The following is a 14754-nucleotide window of genomic DNA, read 5'->3' on the forward strand; positions in this document are numbered from 1 at the left end:
CTGATTTAATTTAAGTATAAAATAAAGTGTAGCATAGAATTTTGCAAAAATACGATTTTTCTACCCCATGATTAATGCGTAGTTTTGTAAACTAAAAATAACACCAAATGTCTTTATACCATTATAAATTTGAAGTAAGATGGAGCGATATCGACGCCAATAAACATCTTGCAAATTCCTCTTATGTGCAATATTGTGCGCAAACCAGAATGGCTTTTATGAACACTCATAAAATGGGACTTAAAGAACTGAGCAGATGGGGAATCGGCCCTGTAATTTTACATGAAAGATATTCCTTTTTCAAAGAAATATATGCTGATCAAACGGTTTATGTAAGTGCAGAAATCGCTGGAATGTCGGAAGATGCCAGTATTTATCGGTTTTTACATAAATTCTATTTACCCGACGGAACTCACTGTGCAACTTCAGAAGCAACCGGTGTTTGGATCGATATGATGTTGCGAAAAACAACCACTCCGCCCGATGATATTTTGGAAGTAATGAAGGAATTCAGCTCTGAGAACACGAAAATATTAACCAAACAAGATCTTAAAGATCTTCCTTTCCGCCCAGAAAATGTAGAAGCTTTTCATAAAAGAGACACTTTTACTTGGAGAAAACAAAAAGAAGATTAGTTATATTTTTCTAATTTCTTAACTCACAAAACCTTTAAAAAATGCTCGAAGATAAAAATCCGCAACTTACGCCCATTTCAACTTATGGTGAATTTGGACTCATAAAACATTTAACCGAAAATTTTAGTTTCAAGAATACTTCCACAGAAATTTCTATTGGTGATGACGCTGCGGTAATCAATCCTGAGAACAAAAAAATAGTTGTTTCGACGGATATTTTGGCAGAAGGGGTTCACTTTAATTTGGGCTACGTTCCTCTTAAACATCTTGGTTACAAAGCAGTTGTGGTAAACATTAGCGACATCGCAGCAATGAATGCTATTCCAACACAAATCTTAGTTTCCCTTGCTGTTTCTAATCGTTTTCCAGTGGAAGCTTTGGAAGAAATATATGCCGGAATTGCGTTAGCTTGCAAGCATTATAAAGTTGATTTAGTAGGTGGTGACACGACGAGTTCTAATTCTGGTTTGGTGATGAGCATCACCGCAATTGGGATGGAAGATTCTGAAAATATCGTGAAAAGAAGTGGCGCAAAACCCAATGATTTATTGGTGGTAACTGGTGATTTAGGAGGTGCGTATCTTGGTTTGCAAATTTTGGAAAGAGAACATGCCGTTTACCTCGCGAATCCAGATATGCAACCTGAAATGGAAGGTTATGATTATATTCTCGAAAGACAATTGAAACCAGAAGCCAGAACCGACATCAAAAAGACTTTAAATGAGCTCGGTGTAAAACCAACGTCTATGATTGATATTTCGGACGGATTATCTTCTGAAATTCTTCACTTATCAGATCAAAGCAAAGTAGGATTCAGATTATATGAAGAGAAAATTCCGATGGATTCTTTAACTATTTCTACGGCTGATGAACTGAATTTGAACCCTGCGATGTGTGCGATGAATGGAGGTGAAGATTTTGAATTGCTCTTCACAATCGCTCCTGAAGATTTCGAGAAAATCAGAAATCATCCGGATTTCAGCATTATCGGTCATGCTGTGGAATTAGAACACGGGAATTATTTGGTAGCAAGAGGAAGTAATGAGCTTATCGCACTGAACGCGCAAGGTTGGGATGCTTTTTTGAAAAAATAAATTAAAATTTATTTCCTACAAACGCTGCGAAAACATTGGGATGTACCAATTCCTCGACGTTTACGGAAATATCGTTGTCTTCAATTTCAGGTTTTTCAAATTTATTTTCATCAAAAAACAGAAGTTTCCATTCACCATTGTTGTATTCCAGGTACGATAAATTTTCGATCCAATCACCGGAATTCAGGTAGTGAACCGATCCATTTTCCTGGGTTACTTTCCGGTCTGCTGGTTGATGGATATGGCCGCAAATCACGTAATCATAATGGTTTTCGATGGCAATTTCGATTGCTTTTTCTTCGAAATCGCCAATGAACTTTACTGCATTTTTCACTGAATTTTTAACCCAAATTCCGCAATAGAAAAAAAAGAGTATTTTAGTATTCTAATATCCAACTGCGTAGCAGTAGAAAAAAATAAGCGATGAAATTCGAGCTATCCTTTACCAATAAAGAGATTACGCCTTGGGGAGGCATGGTGTTTTTAAAGCAAATGTTGGACAAAATCGGCTTTAGAGAGCAAATTGAAAAATGCGAATCTTTACCTGTGTCACTTTCCAATAATTCTTATAAAAAAGAAGTTTTGCTTGAATCTTTTATTACGAGTATTTGGTGTGGCGCCAATCGTTTTTTGCACACAGAAATTACCCGTGCAGATAAGGCTCTTGGGGAAATATTTGACTGGCGAAAGACCCCTGCTCAGGACGCATATAAACGCTATTTTGGCAAGTTTACACAACACATCAACCAGCAAGTTGGGCATCATTTTTTCAGTTGGTTTTTTCAGAATTTGAACCTCAATTATTTTACGTTAGACATTGATTCATCTGTAATTACTCGATACGGAGAGCAAGAAGGAGCAAAAAAAGGCTACAATCCTAAGAAAAAAGGAAGAAACAGCCATCATCCTATCATTGCATTTGTGAACGATGTAAAGATGGTTGCTAATTTTTGGCTCAGGAGCGGTGATGCTTCTTCGGCAAATAATTTTGTAGGATTTTTAGAAGAAACACTCTTAAATTTTGGGGATAAAAAAGTAGGATTAGTTCGTTTGGATAGTGGTTTTTTCCAGAAAGACATTATGGATTATCTTGAATTAAAAAAACTCCAATACATCATCGCTGCAAAATTTACTCACCCCATTCAACACTTGATAGACCAGCAAGATTTTTGGATAAAAGTTGATGAGGGCATCGAAATTTGCGACAAATATTATCAAGCAAAAAACTGGGAAAAGCCAAGAAGGATAGTCATTGTAAGGCAAAAAATAGCACAACGGCCGAATGCGGCAGGCCGAATATTAAGCCTGTTTCCGGAAGATGAAATCCATAGAAATTATCGCTATTCAGCCTATATTACCAACCAAGAACAATCGGCAACAGATGTTTGGAGAACGTACCGAAACAGAGGCGATGCAGAGAATCGAATCAAGGAATTAAAGGCAGATTTTGGAGCCGAAAGTTTTAACCTTAAAGGCTTTTTCCCTACAGAAGCTGCACTTATATTTTCGATGATTGCTTATAATCTGATGTCAATTTTCAGACTGTTTGTTCTTCAGGAAAAAACGCAGAAAACATTATCTACACTACGATATAGAACCTTTGCTATTGGAGCTTATTTTGAAAAAGTAGGTGACACACTCAAACTGAAGATTGCACTCACCAAAAAACGCAGAAAATGGTTCGTCGGAATTTGGGATTACCCCATAGACTTATCTCAAAAAATTTCAACTGCGTGATTTGGGTTTAATTCTTTTAGAAAGCGAAACTTTTTTTCTTCCGAAACTTTCGAGGATAAAATTAATGGCTCTGTTGAGTAAAATCAACCAATCGTAGCCAATTCCGCCGATTTTCGCAATGATTTTTGCGCCTCCTTTGGTTGTATGATCAAAAATATCACCATGAAAAAACCAATGTTTTTTACCGTTGATTTCCAGCAAATACTTGTCGGTGAGAAAGAGGTTTCCCATTTTCAAATCACTGTATTTTCGTAAGAATTCATCATGGTTTCCGGTGATGTAGATGATTTGGGTTCCGCTTTTCATCATCTTAAAAAACTCACTCAGAACCGCCATATGCGAATTGGGGAAATATTTCTTAGAAAAAGCCCATCCGTCAATGATGTCGCCATTTAAAATCAATAATTTTGGGTTAATGCTTTTCAGGTAAGCGACCAATTCTGTAGCGTGGCAACCGTATGTAGCCAAATGAATGTCGGAAAGAACTACGATTTCAACTTCTCTCTTTGCCATGTCTGTTTTTCCAAAAGTAAGATTTGAATATGAAATATGGATGAATTTAAAATTAATTTTGCTGCCCAAAAAGCTGCGAACTTCAAATCATAAAAAATCCCCAATCTTTCGAAAGGGGATTTGTATTATTTCCGAATAATCGGTACGCAATGATTATGCGTTAGGTTCAATAGATACGAAAGATCTGTTATTTTGTTTCTTTCTGAAAACTACTTTTCCGTCAACTAATGCGTGAAGCGTGTGGTCCTTACCCATTCCCACATTTTCACCTGGGTGGTGTTGTGTACCTCTCTGTCTCACGATGATGTTGCCAGCAATCGCTTCCTGTCCACCGAAAATCTTTACACCCAATCTTTTAGAGTGAGATTCTCTACCGTTCTTGGAGCTACCAACTCCTTTTTTGTGTGCCATTTTATTTCAGTATTATTTTTTTGGAGTTAATTTTTCTAAATTTTCTTTGATGAAAGCATCAAATTCTTCAGAACCTAGAACTCTTTTACCTAATTTTTCTTTCAACTCTTTACCCAATTCTACCAATACTTTTCTGTTATCGATTGATTGAGAAAGACCGTTTTTTTCCAATAGGTGGTTCAATTCGTGGTCTTCACCGAAGTTTACTGTAGCAGCATCGCGGTTAGCGGCAGCTTTAGTTTCGGTTTTTGCAGCCTTAGCAGCTTTTGGTTCTGCTGTTTCTTTTTTAGCTGTTTTTTTTGCACCATCAAATCCTGTAATACCTGTGATTACGATTTGAGTTAAAGATTGTCTGTGACCATTTTTCTTTTCGTAACCTTTTCTTCTTTTCTTTTTGAAGATGATTACTTTATCAGCTTTCACGTGGTCTAAGATTTCAGCATCAACAGTGATACCGCTTACAGCCGGGGCGCCGATTGTTGTGGTACCGTTTACAGTAAGAAGAACTTTGTCGAAAGATACTTTCGATCCTTTATCTCCTTTCAGACGGTGCACAAACAACTTCTGGTCTTGCTCAACTTTGTATTGAAGCCCTGCTATTTCTACAATTGCAAACATTGTTTATAAATTTTGTTAGTTAATTCGAGGTGCAAAAGTAATAATTATTTTCGAGTTATCCACAATCATTATAAAAATTTTTAATAGATTTTTACCTATAAGTTACTGAGGATGAAATTCGTAATCGAAAAACTTCTTTTATTCTTAATGAAAAACATTTTTAGATAAGATTTTTAATTAAATTTGATTTTATTACCATTATGAAAAGAGATTTATACATTGATTTTGCCAAAGGTTTTGCCACATTAGCCATTATTTTCATCCATACCGTTTTCTGGTCCGGACAGTTTTATGTTCCTACCGAAATGCGGGTTCTGTCTCTATTGATTGATGTGCCTTTATTTTACGCATTAAGCGGATTAACCTCGGGCGGAAATGTAGAGAAAACCCTTTATCGTTTGCTGAAGTTGCAGATTACTTACATGATTTTTGTGACTTTCCTCTTCTTCCTCGACTATTTTTTTAAAGTTTTCGGGCTTAATATTTTTGGGTTAGAATGGATGAAGGAATTCTACGCTACGTTCGGAACCAAGTACGTTCCACAAAATATTTCCGATGTTCCGCAATGGCAAAATCTCGGAAATTGGTATCTCCATCAATACACCAATGCGGACACTTTCCCAGTCGTGATGGGAAGTTTCTGGTATTTGAAAGTCTATTTTATCCTTACCGTTTTCGGAGTGCTGATTCTTAGATTCTTCCCAAAGCACCTCAATTGGTTTATCGGTTTGTGTTTTGGTTTAACTTTGATTTTCAATCTTTTACCACAATATTATCCAACAGGACAAGTTGGTTATGTTGCATTTTATTTAGGACTATTTTTATTGGCCAATCGTTTCAAAGGAAAAAAAATTCCTGCGAAATGGATTCCTATTTTATATGCAATTCTTGCGCTGATTTTCGTTTTCCTATTTTGGAATTCAGGAAAAGAACTTTTCATGAAGATGAATAAAGCGAAATTTCCACCGAAACTACTATACATTTTCTGGTCAAGTTTTTCTTTGGTTACACTTTTTGTTTTATACAACCGATTGAAAATCAGTAAGGAAAGTTTCATAACGTACATCGGAAAAAATGCGATATTTTTTTACTTTGCACAGGGAATCAGCTCGTCGCTGGTTTATTTTATAGTAGTTGGTTTAAAGGACAAAATGCAATGGTGGATTTTAATGATCATCATTTACCTCATCAATATTTTGTTGGCAGTAATTCTCGCTGAAGGATTGAAAAAAATAGACGCTTTCGGCTGGAAAATATTGGAATTTCTCCGAAAAAAAACCGCTTCAACGAATTGAAACGGCTTACATTTTTTAGATAAAAAAAGAAAACTAGTTGTTTTTGCCACCTCTGGCAATCAGTGCGATGATGATAATAAGTACCACTGCGCCAAACACCCAATAGATAGGGTTGCTAAACCACTGTTCAGTAGTCGTGGTTTTAGTTGTAGTTACATCCACATTCAAATCTGGAGATTTGGTTGCTTCCTGAGCCATCGCCAAAACACTGAAGAAAAAAGCAAGAATTGACAATCCAAATTTTTCTAGTTTTCCTGATAATAATTGCGTGTTCATAATTTATTTTTTTATTGTTATATTTCTCATTAGTCAATATTTATGCCAATTTTATTTAACTAAACCTCTATTTTCTCCAAAAAAATGAAATATCATTGAGAAATCCACAATCTATTGTGAAGTAAATTATCTTTAAATTTGTTTTAAAATTTTCGATATGTTTAAGCTGAAACTTCTTACCGATCCAAGATGGGCAAATATTGCTGAAGGAAACTTGGAGGAAATCCTCACTGATCATGCTTGGTGCGAACAAAAAGCAACTACCAATGCGATAACACTGATCACCATGTTGCCGGAATATCCCGATATTATAACCGAACTGATTCTCATCGCTCAGGAAGAGTTGGAGCATTTTCAGATGGTTCACGAAATCATTAAAAAACGCGGTTTCGAATTCGGCAGAGAAAGAAAAGACGATTACGTGGGCGAACTCATTAAGTTTATCCGACACGGTGGTACGCGAGACGAAAGAATTATCGACCGAATGCTCTTTGCAGCGATGATCGAAGCCCGAAGTTGCGAACGTTTCAAAGTACTTACCGAAAACATCAAAGACGAGGAATTGAAGGTTTTTTACAAAGAACTGATGATTTCTGAAGCAAATCATTACACCACCTTTATCAAATTTGCCCGCCAGTTGGGCGATCCTGAAAAAGTGAACCAACGCTGGGAGGAGTGGCTGGAATATGAATCAAAAGTCATTCGGTCTTACGGTAAAAAAGAAAGTATTCACGGGTAGTATTTTTAACCCACGTCCTCAGAATTTTAGTATTTTTACCGCTGACAAATAATTCAACCCAATGGACCGTAACCGCCTTGAACAGATTCTGAACACCCTTGCAAAATCATTTTTCCAGGGTTTGCTCATTATCGGTCCGTTTGCGCTTACCATCTGGATCATTTGGTATATTGTTTCGAGTATCGATAATATCATCCCCGCTCTTTCGGAAAAACTGTATCCCGGCATCACTTTCCTTATTGTGATTTTAGGAACTACGCTCATTGGATATCTGGGTAACAAATTCATCATTGGGCGCGTGATTGTTGACAGTTTCGACTATCTCTTAGAACATACTCCGGGAATAAAATTCATTTACAGTTCCCTGAAAGATGTGATGACTTCCTTCGTGGGCGATAAAAAAAAATTCAACCAACCCGTTCTCATCAAAACCACTGAAAATCCTGCTATTTGGCGAATTGGATTTCTTACCCAGCGCGACCTTTCCTCTGTGGGATTTCCGGGTTATGTGTCGGTTTATCTTCCCCATTCCTACGCGGTTTCCGGTTGGGTAGTTTTTGTAGAAGCAAGCAATATTCAAATATTAAATAATGTAAGTGCTGCCCAAGCCATGAAATTTGCGGTAAGTGGCGGTGTTGCCGGTTTCCATTCGGACGACAATGTTTTCAAAGCACCGGAATGAAATAATTAACAATTAATAATGAACAAAGAAGTGGCAGTTACCCCAATTTTTGTTCAAAAATCTCAATTTCCAATTATTAATTTTTAATCATTCATTAAAATATGAAACTTCCTTACGCTGAACCTTATCGAATTAAAATGGTGGAAGAAATTCGCCAATCTACCAAAGAAGAACGTGAACTTTGGCTGAAAAACGCCGACTATAATTTATTCAATTTAAAATCTTCGCAAGTTTATATTGATCTTTTAACCGATTCCGGGACTGGTGCGATGAGCGACCAACAATGGGCTGCTCTGATGACGGGAGACGAAAGCTACGCTGGATCCCGAAGTTTCGAAATGCTTCACCAAACCGTAAAGGAGATCACCGGTTTTCAATATCTTCTACCAACGCATCAAGGAAGAGCCGCTGAAAATGTACTATTTTCGGTTTTAGTAAAAGAAGGCGATGTGATTCCCGGTAACTCCCACTTCGATACCACGAAAGGACATATCGAAATCCGGAAAGCCCATGCGATCGACTGTACCATCGATGAAGCCTTCGATATTGAGAACCTTCACCCCTTCAAAGGAAACATCGATTTAGAAAAACTGGAAGATGTTTATAAAACCTATCCTAAAGAAAAAATTCCTTTTTGTTTAATTACAATTACGTGTAATTCCTCCGGCGGACAACCGGTTTCATTGGAAAACATGAAAGCGGTGAAAGAACTTTCAGACCGATATGGAATCCCGATTTATTTTGATTCTGCCCGCTTTGCAGAGAATGCTTACTTCATCAAGAAAAGAGAACCAGGTCAGGAACACCGCACCATCAAAGAAATTTGCAAAGAAGTTTTTTCCTACGGAGTTGGGATGACGATGAGTTCCAAAAAAGACGGCCTGGTCAACATCGGTGGATTTATCGCGTTGAATGATGAAGTTATTTTCCAAGCCGCTTCCAACATGACCATTATTTACGAAGGTTTCATTACTTATGGTGGAATGGCAGGACGAGATATGGCCGCGCTGGCGGTTGGTTTGAACGAAGCTACAGAATTTGAATATTTGGAAAGTCGAATTTCACAGGTTGAATATCTTGGAAATAAACTAATAGAATTCGGAATCCCAATTCAGAAGCCTATTGGTGGACATGCGGTGTTTATTGATTCATTAAAATTTTTACCGAATATTCCGCGTGAAGAATATCCAGCGCAGACTTTGGCCAACGAAATTTACAAAGAAGCCGGCATCCGCACCGTAGAAATCGGAACTTTACTTGCAGACCGCGACCCCGAAACTCGTGAAAACCGTTACCCAAAACTCGAACTCGTAAGGCTTGCAATTCCGCGCAGAACGTACACCAATAATCACATGGATTACATCGCTGCCGCCATTAAAAACGTTTACGACCGACGCGACGAAATAGAAAAAGGATACAACATCACGTGGGAATCCGAAATCCTGAGACACTTCACCGTGAAGCTAGAAGAAGCTTAAAATAACAAAATCCGTTCAGCATTGCTGAGCGGATTTATTTTATTCGCGTTCGTAATATTACCAAATTTTGGTAACTTTGATTTGTTAAATTTAAATCAAATAACAATGGGACGAAATACATCTGTTTCCTTAGGAGATTATTTTGAGGATTTTGTTGATGCAAAAGTGACTCAAGGTAGGTACAAGAACGCAAGTGAAGTTATTCGCGCCGCATTAAGACTTTTGGAAGAGGAAGAAAACAAAATTCAAATCCTGAAAAACGCAATTCAGGAAGGAATAGACAGCGGAATTGCCGAAGATTTTAATCCGAAAAAACACCTTGAAAGTTTGAAAACCAGATTGAAAAGTAATGGCTGAATATTACTTCACCAATAAAGCAGTTGAGGACCTCACTAAAATTTATGAATATACTTTTGAATTTTGGTCAGAAAAACAGGCAGATAAATACTACGAAGAGTTAATTGACTTTTGCCAGCTCATTGCTGAAAATCCTAATATCGGAAAAAACTACACCGAAATAAATCCTGAGTTTTTTGGTTTCCTGGCGAATAAACATATCATATTCTACAGAATTCTGAATCCTACGGCAATTGAAGTGGAAAGAATTCTTGGCGCTGAAATGGATTTGAAAAGTAGATTAAAGGATTAATAAACAAAATCCGTTCGGCATTGCTGAGCGGATTTTAATTTCCACCCGCTTCCCAAAATCCCCCACTCTTCCGATCCTAACTCCTAAACTTCTCCGTCCAACACAATCCATTAGCTCATTTTACCAAATCATTAGGTCTTTCACCCAAACCATTAGGTCTTCCAGCCAAATCTTTAGCTCACCAACTAAAAACTTTAGGTACGGAACCTAATCGTTTAGCCCCGGAACCTAAAATTTTAACCTTTTGACCGAAACGGTTCTCAAAACAACCGAAACGGTTCATTAAAATAAAAGAAAACAGCCTGCGGAAACCACAGGCTGTCTTTGATTAAGTAAAAATCAGTTACTCTTCTCCTTCAGGAGCAGGCGCGGAACGTTTGCCGCTTCGCGGAAAAAACTGCTTCAGCTCGTTCATCTTGGTTTCGTAGCCCGGGGCACTGGAGCCCGCCTTGTAATTGGTGTAGGCATAATCGTCAAGCGCCGCCTGGTAGTTGTCGTAATCGTGTAGAATTTTCGAGTTCTTCAGCCTTTCAACTATCGCGGCTACGCGATGCGTAATATTTTCGATAAACTGCCGGCTTTTCAGGTCGTTTTCAAATTCGGCCCAGTCGAGATCGGGTTGCGAAAGGTGGGGACTGTTTTGGCGATAATCCCACACTTTATTGATGAGCAGTTTGTTTTGCTCGTTCACACTGCCGTAGTTTTTGCGCTCTTCTGGGGTAAGCGTTACGGTAAGTGGCGCAAGGGCGTTTTCGAGCGTGGTAAGCGCGGATTTGATGTCGTTCATCTACGCTTCTGTAAGGTGCGCATTGTTCAGGTTGTTAATTGGCATAACATTGTGTTTTTATGTTTAATATTTCGAAAATACTATAAATCAACCAAATAAGTTACAGTTAAAACACCTTATTTAAATATTTACCTGTGATGCCTCCTAAAAAATTCTACCATTTCTGGGATAGATTCATGTGGGAATTCGTGGCCGGCATCGCGCTCTTCTACCACGAGTTCGGTATGATTGGTTCCCGTGTTGATGATTTTTACGGCGGTTTTTTCAGATTTCAACTGAGGTTCAAAGACCTCTGCTTTCCTCGCGATACTGTTTATATCATAAGTCTTGGTAATTTGAGAAAAGAAAAAACTGAATGCAAAAATAGACAACAGCAAAAGAACTTTTTTCATGGTAGATTTTAAATTTTGATGCTCATGTAGGATCATCGTTAAAAAAGAAAACCTCAACATAAGTTGAGGTTTTTAGAAGCGTTGTTAGCGCTTTGAGCGCTAACAACGCTCATTAATCAAATTTCCTGCAGGACAGCATGTGATTTCACGAGTTCCTGCTGAACATTCGGCGGAACCAATTGGTAGGCAGAAAACTTCATGTTGAATTTTGCGCGACCACCTGTAATCGAGCGCAGCGTGGAACCATAATCATGCATTTCTGCCAAAGGAACCTCAGCCAGAATTTTCTGGTAATGTCCTTCAGAATCCATGCCTGAAATCATCGCGCGGCGGGTTTGTAAATCGCCCATTACATCACCGGTATCTTCGTCCGGACAAAGTATTTCTACGGAATAAATAGGTTCCAGCAACTGAGGTTTCGCATTATGAAAACCATCTCTGAACGCGCCCGAAGCCGCCAACTGGAAAGAAATATCATTGGAATCCACGCTGTGCATTTTGCCATCATAAACAGTAACTCTTACATTTTGGCAATGCGAACCGGTTAGCGGACCTTCTTTCATCTGCTGCATAATTCCCTTTTTAATAGCTCCGATGTAGCGATTATCGATCGCTCCGCCCACGATGCACCAGTAAAAAGCAAATTTTCCGCCCCATGGCAAATCTTCAATCTCTTTCTGACGGATGTTGAATCCTGTAGGTTCCGGCATATCGTCGTAATAATTCTCTACCCGCATGTGGATTTCCCCAAATTGGCCGGAACCTCCGGATTGTTTTTTGTGACGGTAATCGGCATCCGCTTTTCCGGTAATGGTTTCGCGGTAAGGGATTTTTGGATTTTCGAAATTCATGTTGACACCGAATTCTTTCAGTAATCTCTGTTTCACCAAATCAAGATGCAGCTGACCTTGGCCGTGTAGAATCGTCTGTTTCAGCTCTGCCGACTGCTCCACTTTCAGCGTAGGATCTTCTTCCTCAATTTTATGCAAAGCGGTCACGAGTTTTTCCATATCCGCGGTGGAATCTGTAGAAACTGCTTTTCTGATGCGGCTTTCAGGGAATTCCATCGGTCTTACTTTTCGGTCTAAACCTTTTGAATTTAAAGTATTGTTGGAATGTCCGTATTTCAGTTTCACGGTAACACCTAAATCTCCTGCAACCAGTTCATTGACTGTAATTCTTTCTTTTCCTTCCGCCACGAAAAGTTGGGAAATTCTTTCAGTCTCGCCGTTATTGGCATTTACGAGTTCATCACCGGGCTGGATTTTTCCGCTCAAAACTTTAAAGTAGGAAACCATTCCAACTTGCGGTTCAGAAAGTGTTTTATAGATAAAAATCGTGGTTTTATCGTTCGGATCATAAGAAATTTCTTCTCCGTTTTCCAGTTTTCTTGCTGGTCTTTCGGCTGGTGAAGGCGCGATGTCATCGATAAATCCCATCAAACGTCCGCTCCCCATGTCTTTTAATCCGCTGGTGACAAATACCGGGAAAAACTGCTGCTTTGCAAGCGCAATGGTAATTCCTTTTGCAAGTTCTTCTTCAGAAAGATTGCCTTCTTCGAAGTATTTTTCCATTAAACCTTCTTCATTTTCGGCTGCGATTTCAACCAGGGCATTGTGCATTTCATTGGCTCTTGCCATTTCGCTTTCAGGAATTGGCTTTTTCTTTGGTTTTCCTCCGTTCGCAGGGAATTCGTACATCACCATTCGTAAAGCATCGATGATTGCATTAAAATCCGCACCGGAATTATAAGGATATTGCACAGGGACGAGTTTCGAGCCGAATCGCTCTTTGGCCTGTTCCAAAGTTTTTTCAAAATCCGCTTTCGGATGATCCATTTGATTGATCACGAAAATCGCCGGGGTTTGATATTTTTCAACATATTCCCAAACCAATTCCGTACCTACTTCCACACCATTGGCAGCATTAAGGACGATAACTGCGGTATCAGCTACCTTTAACGAAGAAACAACTTCGCCTACGAAATCATCAAATCCTGGAGTATCGATAATGTTAATTTTGTTGTTTTTCCATTTCACGAACATCTGGTGGGAGAAGATGGTTTTTCCTTTTTCGTGTTCCAAATCGGTGTGATCGCTCACGGTATTCTGTCCTTCGACAGATCCGCGGCGCTTGATCGCTCCTCCTTCGTAAAGCATGGTTTCAATGAGGGTGGTTTTACCACTATCGGAATGACCGAGCAAAACCACATTTCGTAACTCTTGGGTATTAGCACTCATAATATATCGTTTTAATTATTTTATGGGAATGCTAAAAAGGAAATGACCTGCATTTGATTTTTAGGTAGTTAAAGTTACGAAAGATTTGAATTGGGTTTGAATTTTTAGCGAAATTTATAGATGATATTTGGCATTAAATAAGAATAGAATAATCCGCGCGAATCATTTAAGTAAAAGGTTACTGACCTAAAATATGTTTCACAATCAAGTTTGCGTGGATCCTGGAATTCTCGATGAACCAGAGATGCGTGTCTTTACCACCACAAACAACGCCGGCCAAGTAAAGGTTTTCGATGTTTGTTTCCATGGTTTCCGGATTGTACATTGGGACCAGGTTTTCATTTTTTAAATGAATTCCCGAGTTTTTTAGGAAATCAAAATCCGGAAGATAGCCTGTCATTGCAAGAACAAAATCATTTTCAATCTCGTGGATGCTTCCTCTATCATCTTTAAAAATGACAGCTGAATCTTTAATTTCCTGCATTTCGGCATTAAAATAAGCTTTAATACTTCCTTCAGCAATTCGGTTTTCAATATCAGGTTTTACCCAATATTTCACAGAATTGGAAATCTCTGAACCTTTGATGATCATCGTAACATCCGCACCTTTTCTGTAGGTTTCCAAAGCTGCATCTACCGCCGAGTTGCTTGCACCGATCACGACAATTTTCTGGTTGGCATAAGGGTAAGGTTCTGTATAATAATGTTTTACTTTAGGTAAATGTTCACCGGGAACATTCAACAGTTTTGGAATATCATAAAACCCTGTTGCAATGATGACATTTTTTGCCAGATATTTTGCTTTAGAAGTCTGAATCTCGAAGAGTTCGTTTTTCGTAATGTTTATTACCTTTTCGTAAAGCTTAATTTTCAGTGCTTTTTGTCGGGCAATCCCTTGGTAATATTCCAGAGCATCTTGTCTACCCGGTTTTGGCGACGTAGTGATAAAAGGAATTTCAGCAATTTCCAGTTTATCGGCCGTAGAAAAAAAGCGCATGTACAACGGATAATTGTAGAGGGAATTGACGATGGTTCCTTTTTCTATAATCACATAGCTTAAACCATTCTTTTCCGCCTCCATAGCACAGTTCAACCCGATGGGACCTGCGCCAATAATTAATACATCTAAAATTTCCATCCGGCAAAATTACGAAAACCATTATTTGTGAAGGAAAAGAAAACGGACAGAAAAATCTGCCCGCTACTAT

18 protein-coding genes are annotated in these 14754 nt (G+C 38.5%); 9 read left to right on the forward strand and 9 right to left on the reverse strand.

The features are described from left to right. Positions 1-107 precede the first annotated feature (107 nt). Complete coding sequence (locus H0S70_RS10155; RefSeq protein ID WP_188320717.1) at positions 108-635, forward strand: acyl-CoA thioesterase; 528 nt, start codon at positions 108-110, stop codon at positions 633-635. Between the two features lie 41 nt (positions 636-676). Beyond that, positions 677-1729, forward strand: coding sequence for a thiamine-phosphate kinase (thiL, locus tag H0S70_RS10160; protein ID WP_188320718.1), 1053 nt, complete (start codon positions 677-679; stop codon positions 1727-1729). Position 1730: 1 nt separating this feature from the next. Here the strand turns inward: thiL and H0S70_RS10165 are convergent, their stop codons facing one another. After that, a complete protein-coding gene (locus H0S70_RS10165; protein WP_188320719.1) occupies positions 1731-2063 on the reverse strand; it encodes a UDP-2,3-diacylglucosamine diphosphatase in 333 nt (110 codons plus the stop codon). A gap of 89 nt (positions 2064-2152) precedes the next feature. Between H0S70_RS10165 and H0S70_RS10170 the strand changes: the two genes are divergently transcribed. Then, on the forward strand, positions 2153-3466 hold the full coding sequence (locus H0S70_RS10170) for an IS1380 family transposase (RefSeq protein ID WP_188320720.1): 1314 nt from the start codon (positions 2153-2155) through the stop codon (positions 3464-3466). Here the strand turns inward: H0S70_RS10170 and H0S70_RS10175 are convergent. The 3 genes from H0S70_RS10175 to rplU form a co-directional block, all read right to left on the reverse strand. Beyond that, positions 3455-3979, reverse strand: a complete 525-nt coding sequence (locus tag H0S70_RS10175) for a UDP-2,3-diacylglucosamine diphosphatase (protein WP_188320721.1) — start codon at positions 3977-3979, stop codon at positions 3455-3457. The genes H0S70_RS10170 and H0S70_RS10175 overlap by 12 nt on opposite strands. Before the next feature lie 153 nt (positions 3980-4132). Continuing rightward, positions 4133-4390: a 50S ribosomal protein L27 gene (rpmA, locus tag H0S70_RS10180; protein ID WP_027376950.1), complete on the reverse strand. Its 258-nt coding sequence runs from the start codon at positions 4388-4390 to the stop codon at positions 4133-4135. A gap of 12 nt (positions 4391-4402) precedes the next feature. After that, entirely contained in the window at positions 4403-5008 is a 606-nt protein-coding gene (gene rplU / locus H0S70_RS10185) for a 50S ribosomal protein L21 (protein ID WP_188320722.1), read from the reverse strand. Between the two features lie 200 nt (positions 5009-5208). Between rplU and H0S70_RS10190 the strand changes: the two genes are divergently transcribed. Further along, positions 5209-6303: an acyltransferase family protein gene (locus H0S70_RS10190; protein WP_188320723.1), complete on the forward strand. Its 1095-nt coding sequence runs from the start codon at positions 5209-5211 to the stop codon at positions 6301-6303. 33 nt (positions 6304-6336) lie between these two features. Here H0S70_RS10190 and H0S70_RS10195 read toward each other — a convergent pair whose 3' ends face one another. Then, a complete protein-coding gene (locus H0S70_RS10195) occupies positions 6337-6579 on the reverse strand; it encodes a hypothetical protein (protein ID WP_188320724.1) in 243 nt (80 codons plus the stop codon). Between the two features lie 157 nt (positions 6580-6736). On the opposite strand from H0S70_RS10195, the gene miaE reads away from it, so the two are divergent. The 5 genes from miaE (at position 6737) to H0S70_RS10220 (ending at position 10127) form a co-directional block, all read left to right on the forward strand. Then, positions 6737-7318 carry a tRNA-(ms[2]io[6]A)-hydroxylase gene (miaE, locus tag H0S70_RS10200; protein WP_188320725.1) on the forward strand — a complete coding sequence of 194 codons (582 nt, stop codon included), beginning with the start codon at positions 6737-6739 and terminating at the stop codon, positions 7316-7318. Positions 7319-7379: 61 nt separating this feature from the next. Further along, positions 7380-8000, forward strand: a complete 621-nt coding sequence (locus H0S70_RS10205) for a DUF502 domain-containing protein (RefSeq protein WP_123249056.1) — start codon at positions 7380-7382, stop codon at positions 7998-8000. Positions 8001-8101: 101 nt separating this feature from the next. After that, entirely contained in the window at positions 8102-9478 is a 1377-nt protein-coding gene (locus H0S70_RS10210) for a tryptophanase (protein WP_188320726.1), read from the forward strand. Positions 9479-9583: 105 nt separating this feature from the next. Continuing rightward, entirely contained in the window at positions 9584-9835 is a 252-nt protein-coding gene (locus H0S70_RS10215) for a type II toxin-antitoxin system ParD family antitoxin (protein ID WP_188320727.1), read from the forward strand. Further along, positions 9828-10127 carry a type II toxin-antitoxin system RelE/ParE family toxin gene (locus tag H0S70_RS10220; protein ID WP_123249054.1) on the forward strand — a complete coding sequence of 100 codons (300 nt, stop codon included), beginning with the start codon at positions 9828-9830 and terminating at the stop codon, positions 10125-10127. The genes H0S70_RS10215 and H0S70_RS10220 overlap by 8 nt, the downstream gene beginning before the upstream one ends. A gap of 343 nt (positions 10128-10470) precedes the next feature. Here H0S70_RS10220 and H0S70_RS10225 read toward each other — a convergent pair whose 3' ends face one another. From H0S70_RS10225 to H0S70_RS10240, 4 genes are all read right to left on the reverse strand, one after another. After that, entirely contained in the window at positions 10471-10914 is a 444-nt protein-coding gene (locus H0S70_RS10225; protein ID WP_228453714.1) for a hypothetical protein, read from the reverse strand. A 128-nt stretch (positions 10915-11042) separates the two neighbouring features. Next, entirely contained in the window at positions 11043-11306 is a 264-nt protein-coding gene (locus tag H0S70_RS10230; RefSeq protein ID WP_188320728.1) for a hypothetical protein, read from the reverse strand. A 116-nt stretch (positions 11307-11422) separates the two neighbouring features. Further along, complete coding sequence (locus H0S70_RS10235; protein WP_188320729.1) at positions 11423-13546, reverse strand: elongation factor G; 2124 nt, start codon at positions 13544-13546, stop codon at positions 11423-11425. A gap of 178 nt (positions 13547-13724) precedes the next feature. Beyond that, positions 13725-14684 (reverse strand): YpdA family putative bacillithiol disulfide reductase, encoded by a 960-nt coding sequence (locus H0S70_RS10240; RefSeq protein ID WP_188320730.1) that lies wholly within the window; start codon positions 14682-14684, stop codon positions 13725-13727. Positions 14685-14754 lie beyond the last annotated feature (70 nt).

The organism is Chryseobacterium manosquense (assembly GCF_014623485.1).
Taxonomy (GTDB): Bacteria; Bacteroidota; Bacteroidia; order Flavobacteriales; family Weeksellaceae; genus Kaistella; species Kaistella haifensis.

What these genes read in the sequence shown, in the direction of transcription:
- H0S70_RS10190 (WP_188320723.1), top strand. Translation starts at nt 5,209, where the DNA reads ATGAAAAGAGATTTATACATTGATTTTGCCAAAGGTTTTGCCACATTA.
- H0S70_RS10170 (WP_188320720.1), top strand. Translation starts at nt 2,153, where the DNA reads ATGAAATTCGAGCTATCCTTTACCAATAAAGAGATTACGCCTTGGGGA.
- H0S70_RS10235 (WP_188320729.1), bottom strand. Translation starts at nt 13,546, where the DNA reads ATGAGTGCTAATACCCAAGAGTTACGAAATGTGGTTTTGCTCGGTCAT.
- rplU (WP_188320722.1), bottom strand. Translation starts at nt 5,008, where the DNA reads ATGTTTGCAATTGTAGAAATAGCAGGGCTTCAATACAAAGTTGAGCAA.
- H0S70_RS10230 (WP_188320728.1), bottom strand. Translation starts at nt 11,306, where the DNA reads ATGAAAAAAGTTCTTTTGCTGTTGTCTATTTTTGCATTCAGTTTTTTC.
- H0S70_RS10195 (WP_188320724.1), bottom strand. Translation starts at nt 6,579, where the DNA reads ATGAACACGCAATTATTATCAGGAAAACTAGAAAAATTTGGATTGTCA.
- H0S70_RS10240 (WP_188320730.1), bottom strand. Translation starts at nt 14,684, where the DNA reads ATGGAAATTTTAGATGTATTAATTATTGGCGCAGGTCCCATCGGGTTG.
- H0S70_RS10175 (WP_188320721.1), bottom strand. Translation starts at nt 3,979, where the DNA reads ATGGCAAAGAGAGAAGTTGAAATCGTAGTTCTTTCCGACATTCATTTG.
- H0S70_RS10215 (WP_188320727.1), top strand. Translation starts at nt 9,584, where the DNA reads ATGGGACGAAATACATCTGTTTCCTTAGGAGATTATTTTGAGGATTTT.
- H0S70_RS10225 (WP_228453714.1), bottom strand. Translation starts at nt 10,914, where the DNA reads ATGAACGACATCAAATCCGCGCTTACCACGCTCGAAAACGCCCTTGCG.
- miaE (WP_188320725.1), top strand. Translation starts at nt 6,737, where the DNA reads ATGTTTAAGCTGAAACTTCTTACCGATCCAAGATGGGCAAATATTGCT.
- thiL (WP_188320718.1), top strand. Translation starts at nt 677, where the DNA reads ATGCTCGAAGATAAAAATCCGCAACTTACGCCCATTTCAACTTATGGT.
- rpmA (WP_027376950.1), bottom strand. Translation starts at nt 4,390, where the DNA reads ATGGCACACAAAAAAGGAGTTGGTAGCTCCAAGAACGGTAGAGAATCT.
- H0S70_RS10220 (WP_123249054.1), top strand. Translation starts at nt 9,828, where the DNA reads ATGGCTGAATATTACTTCACCAATAAAGCAGTTGAGGACCTCACTAAA.
- H0S70_RS10210 (WP_188320726.1), top strand. Translation starts at nt 8,102, where the DNA reads ATGAAACTTCCTTACGCTGAACCTTATCGAATTAAAATGGTGGAAGAA.
- H0S70_RS10205 (WP_123249056.1), top strand. Translation starts at nt 7,380, where the DNA reads ATGGACCGTAACCGCCTTGAACAGATTCTGAACACCCTTGCAAAATCA.
- H0S70_RS10155 (WP_188320717.1), top strand. Translation starts at nt 108, where the DNA reads ATGTCTTTATACCATTATAAATTTGAAGTAAGATGGAGCGATATCGAC.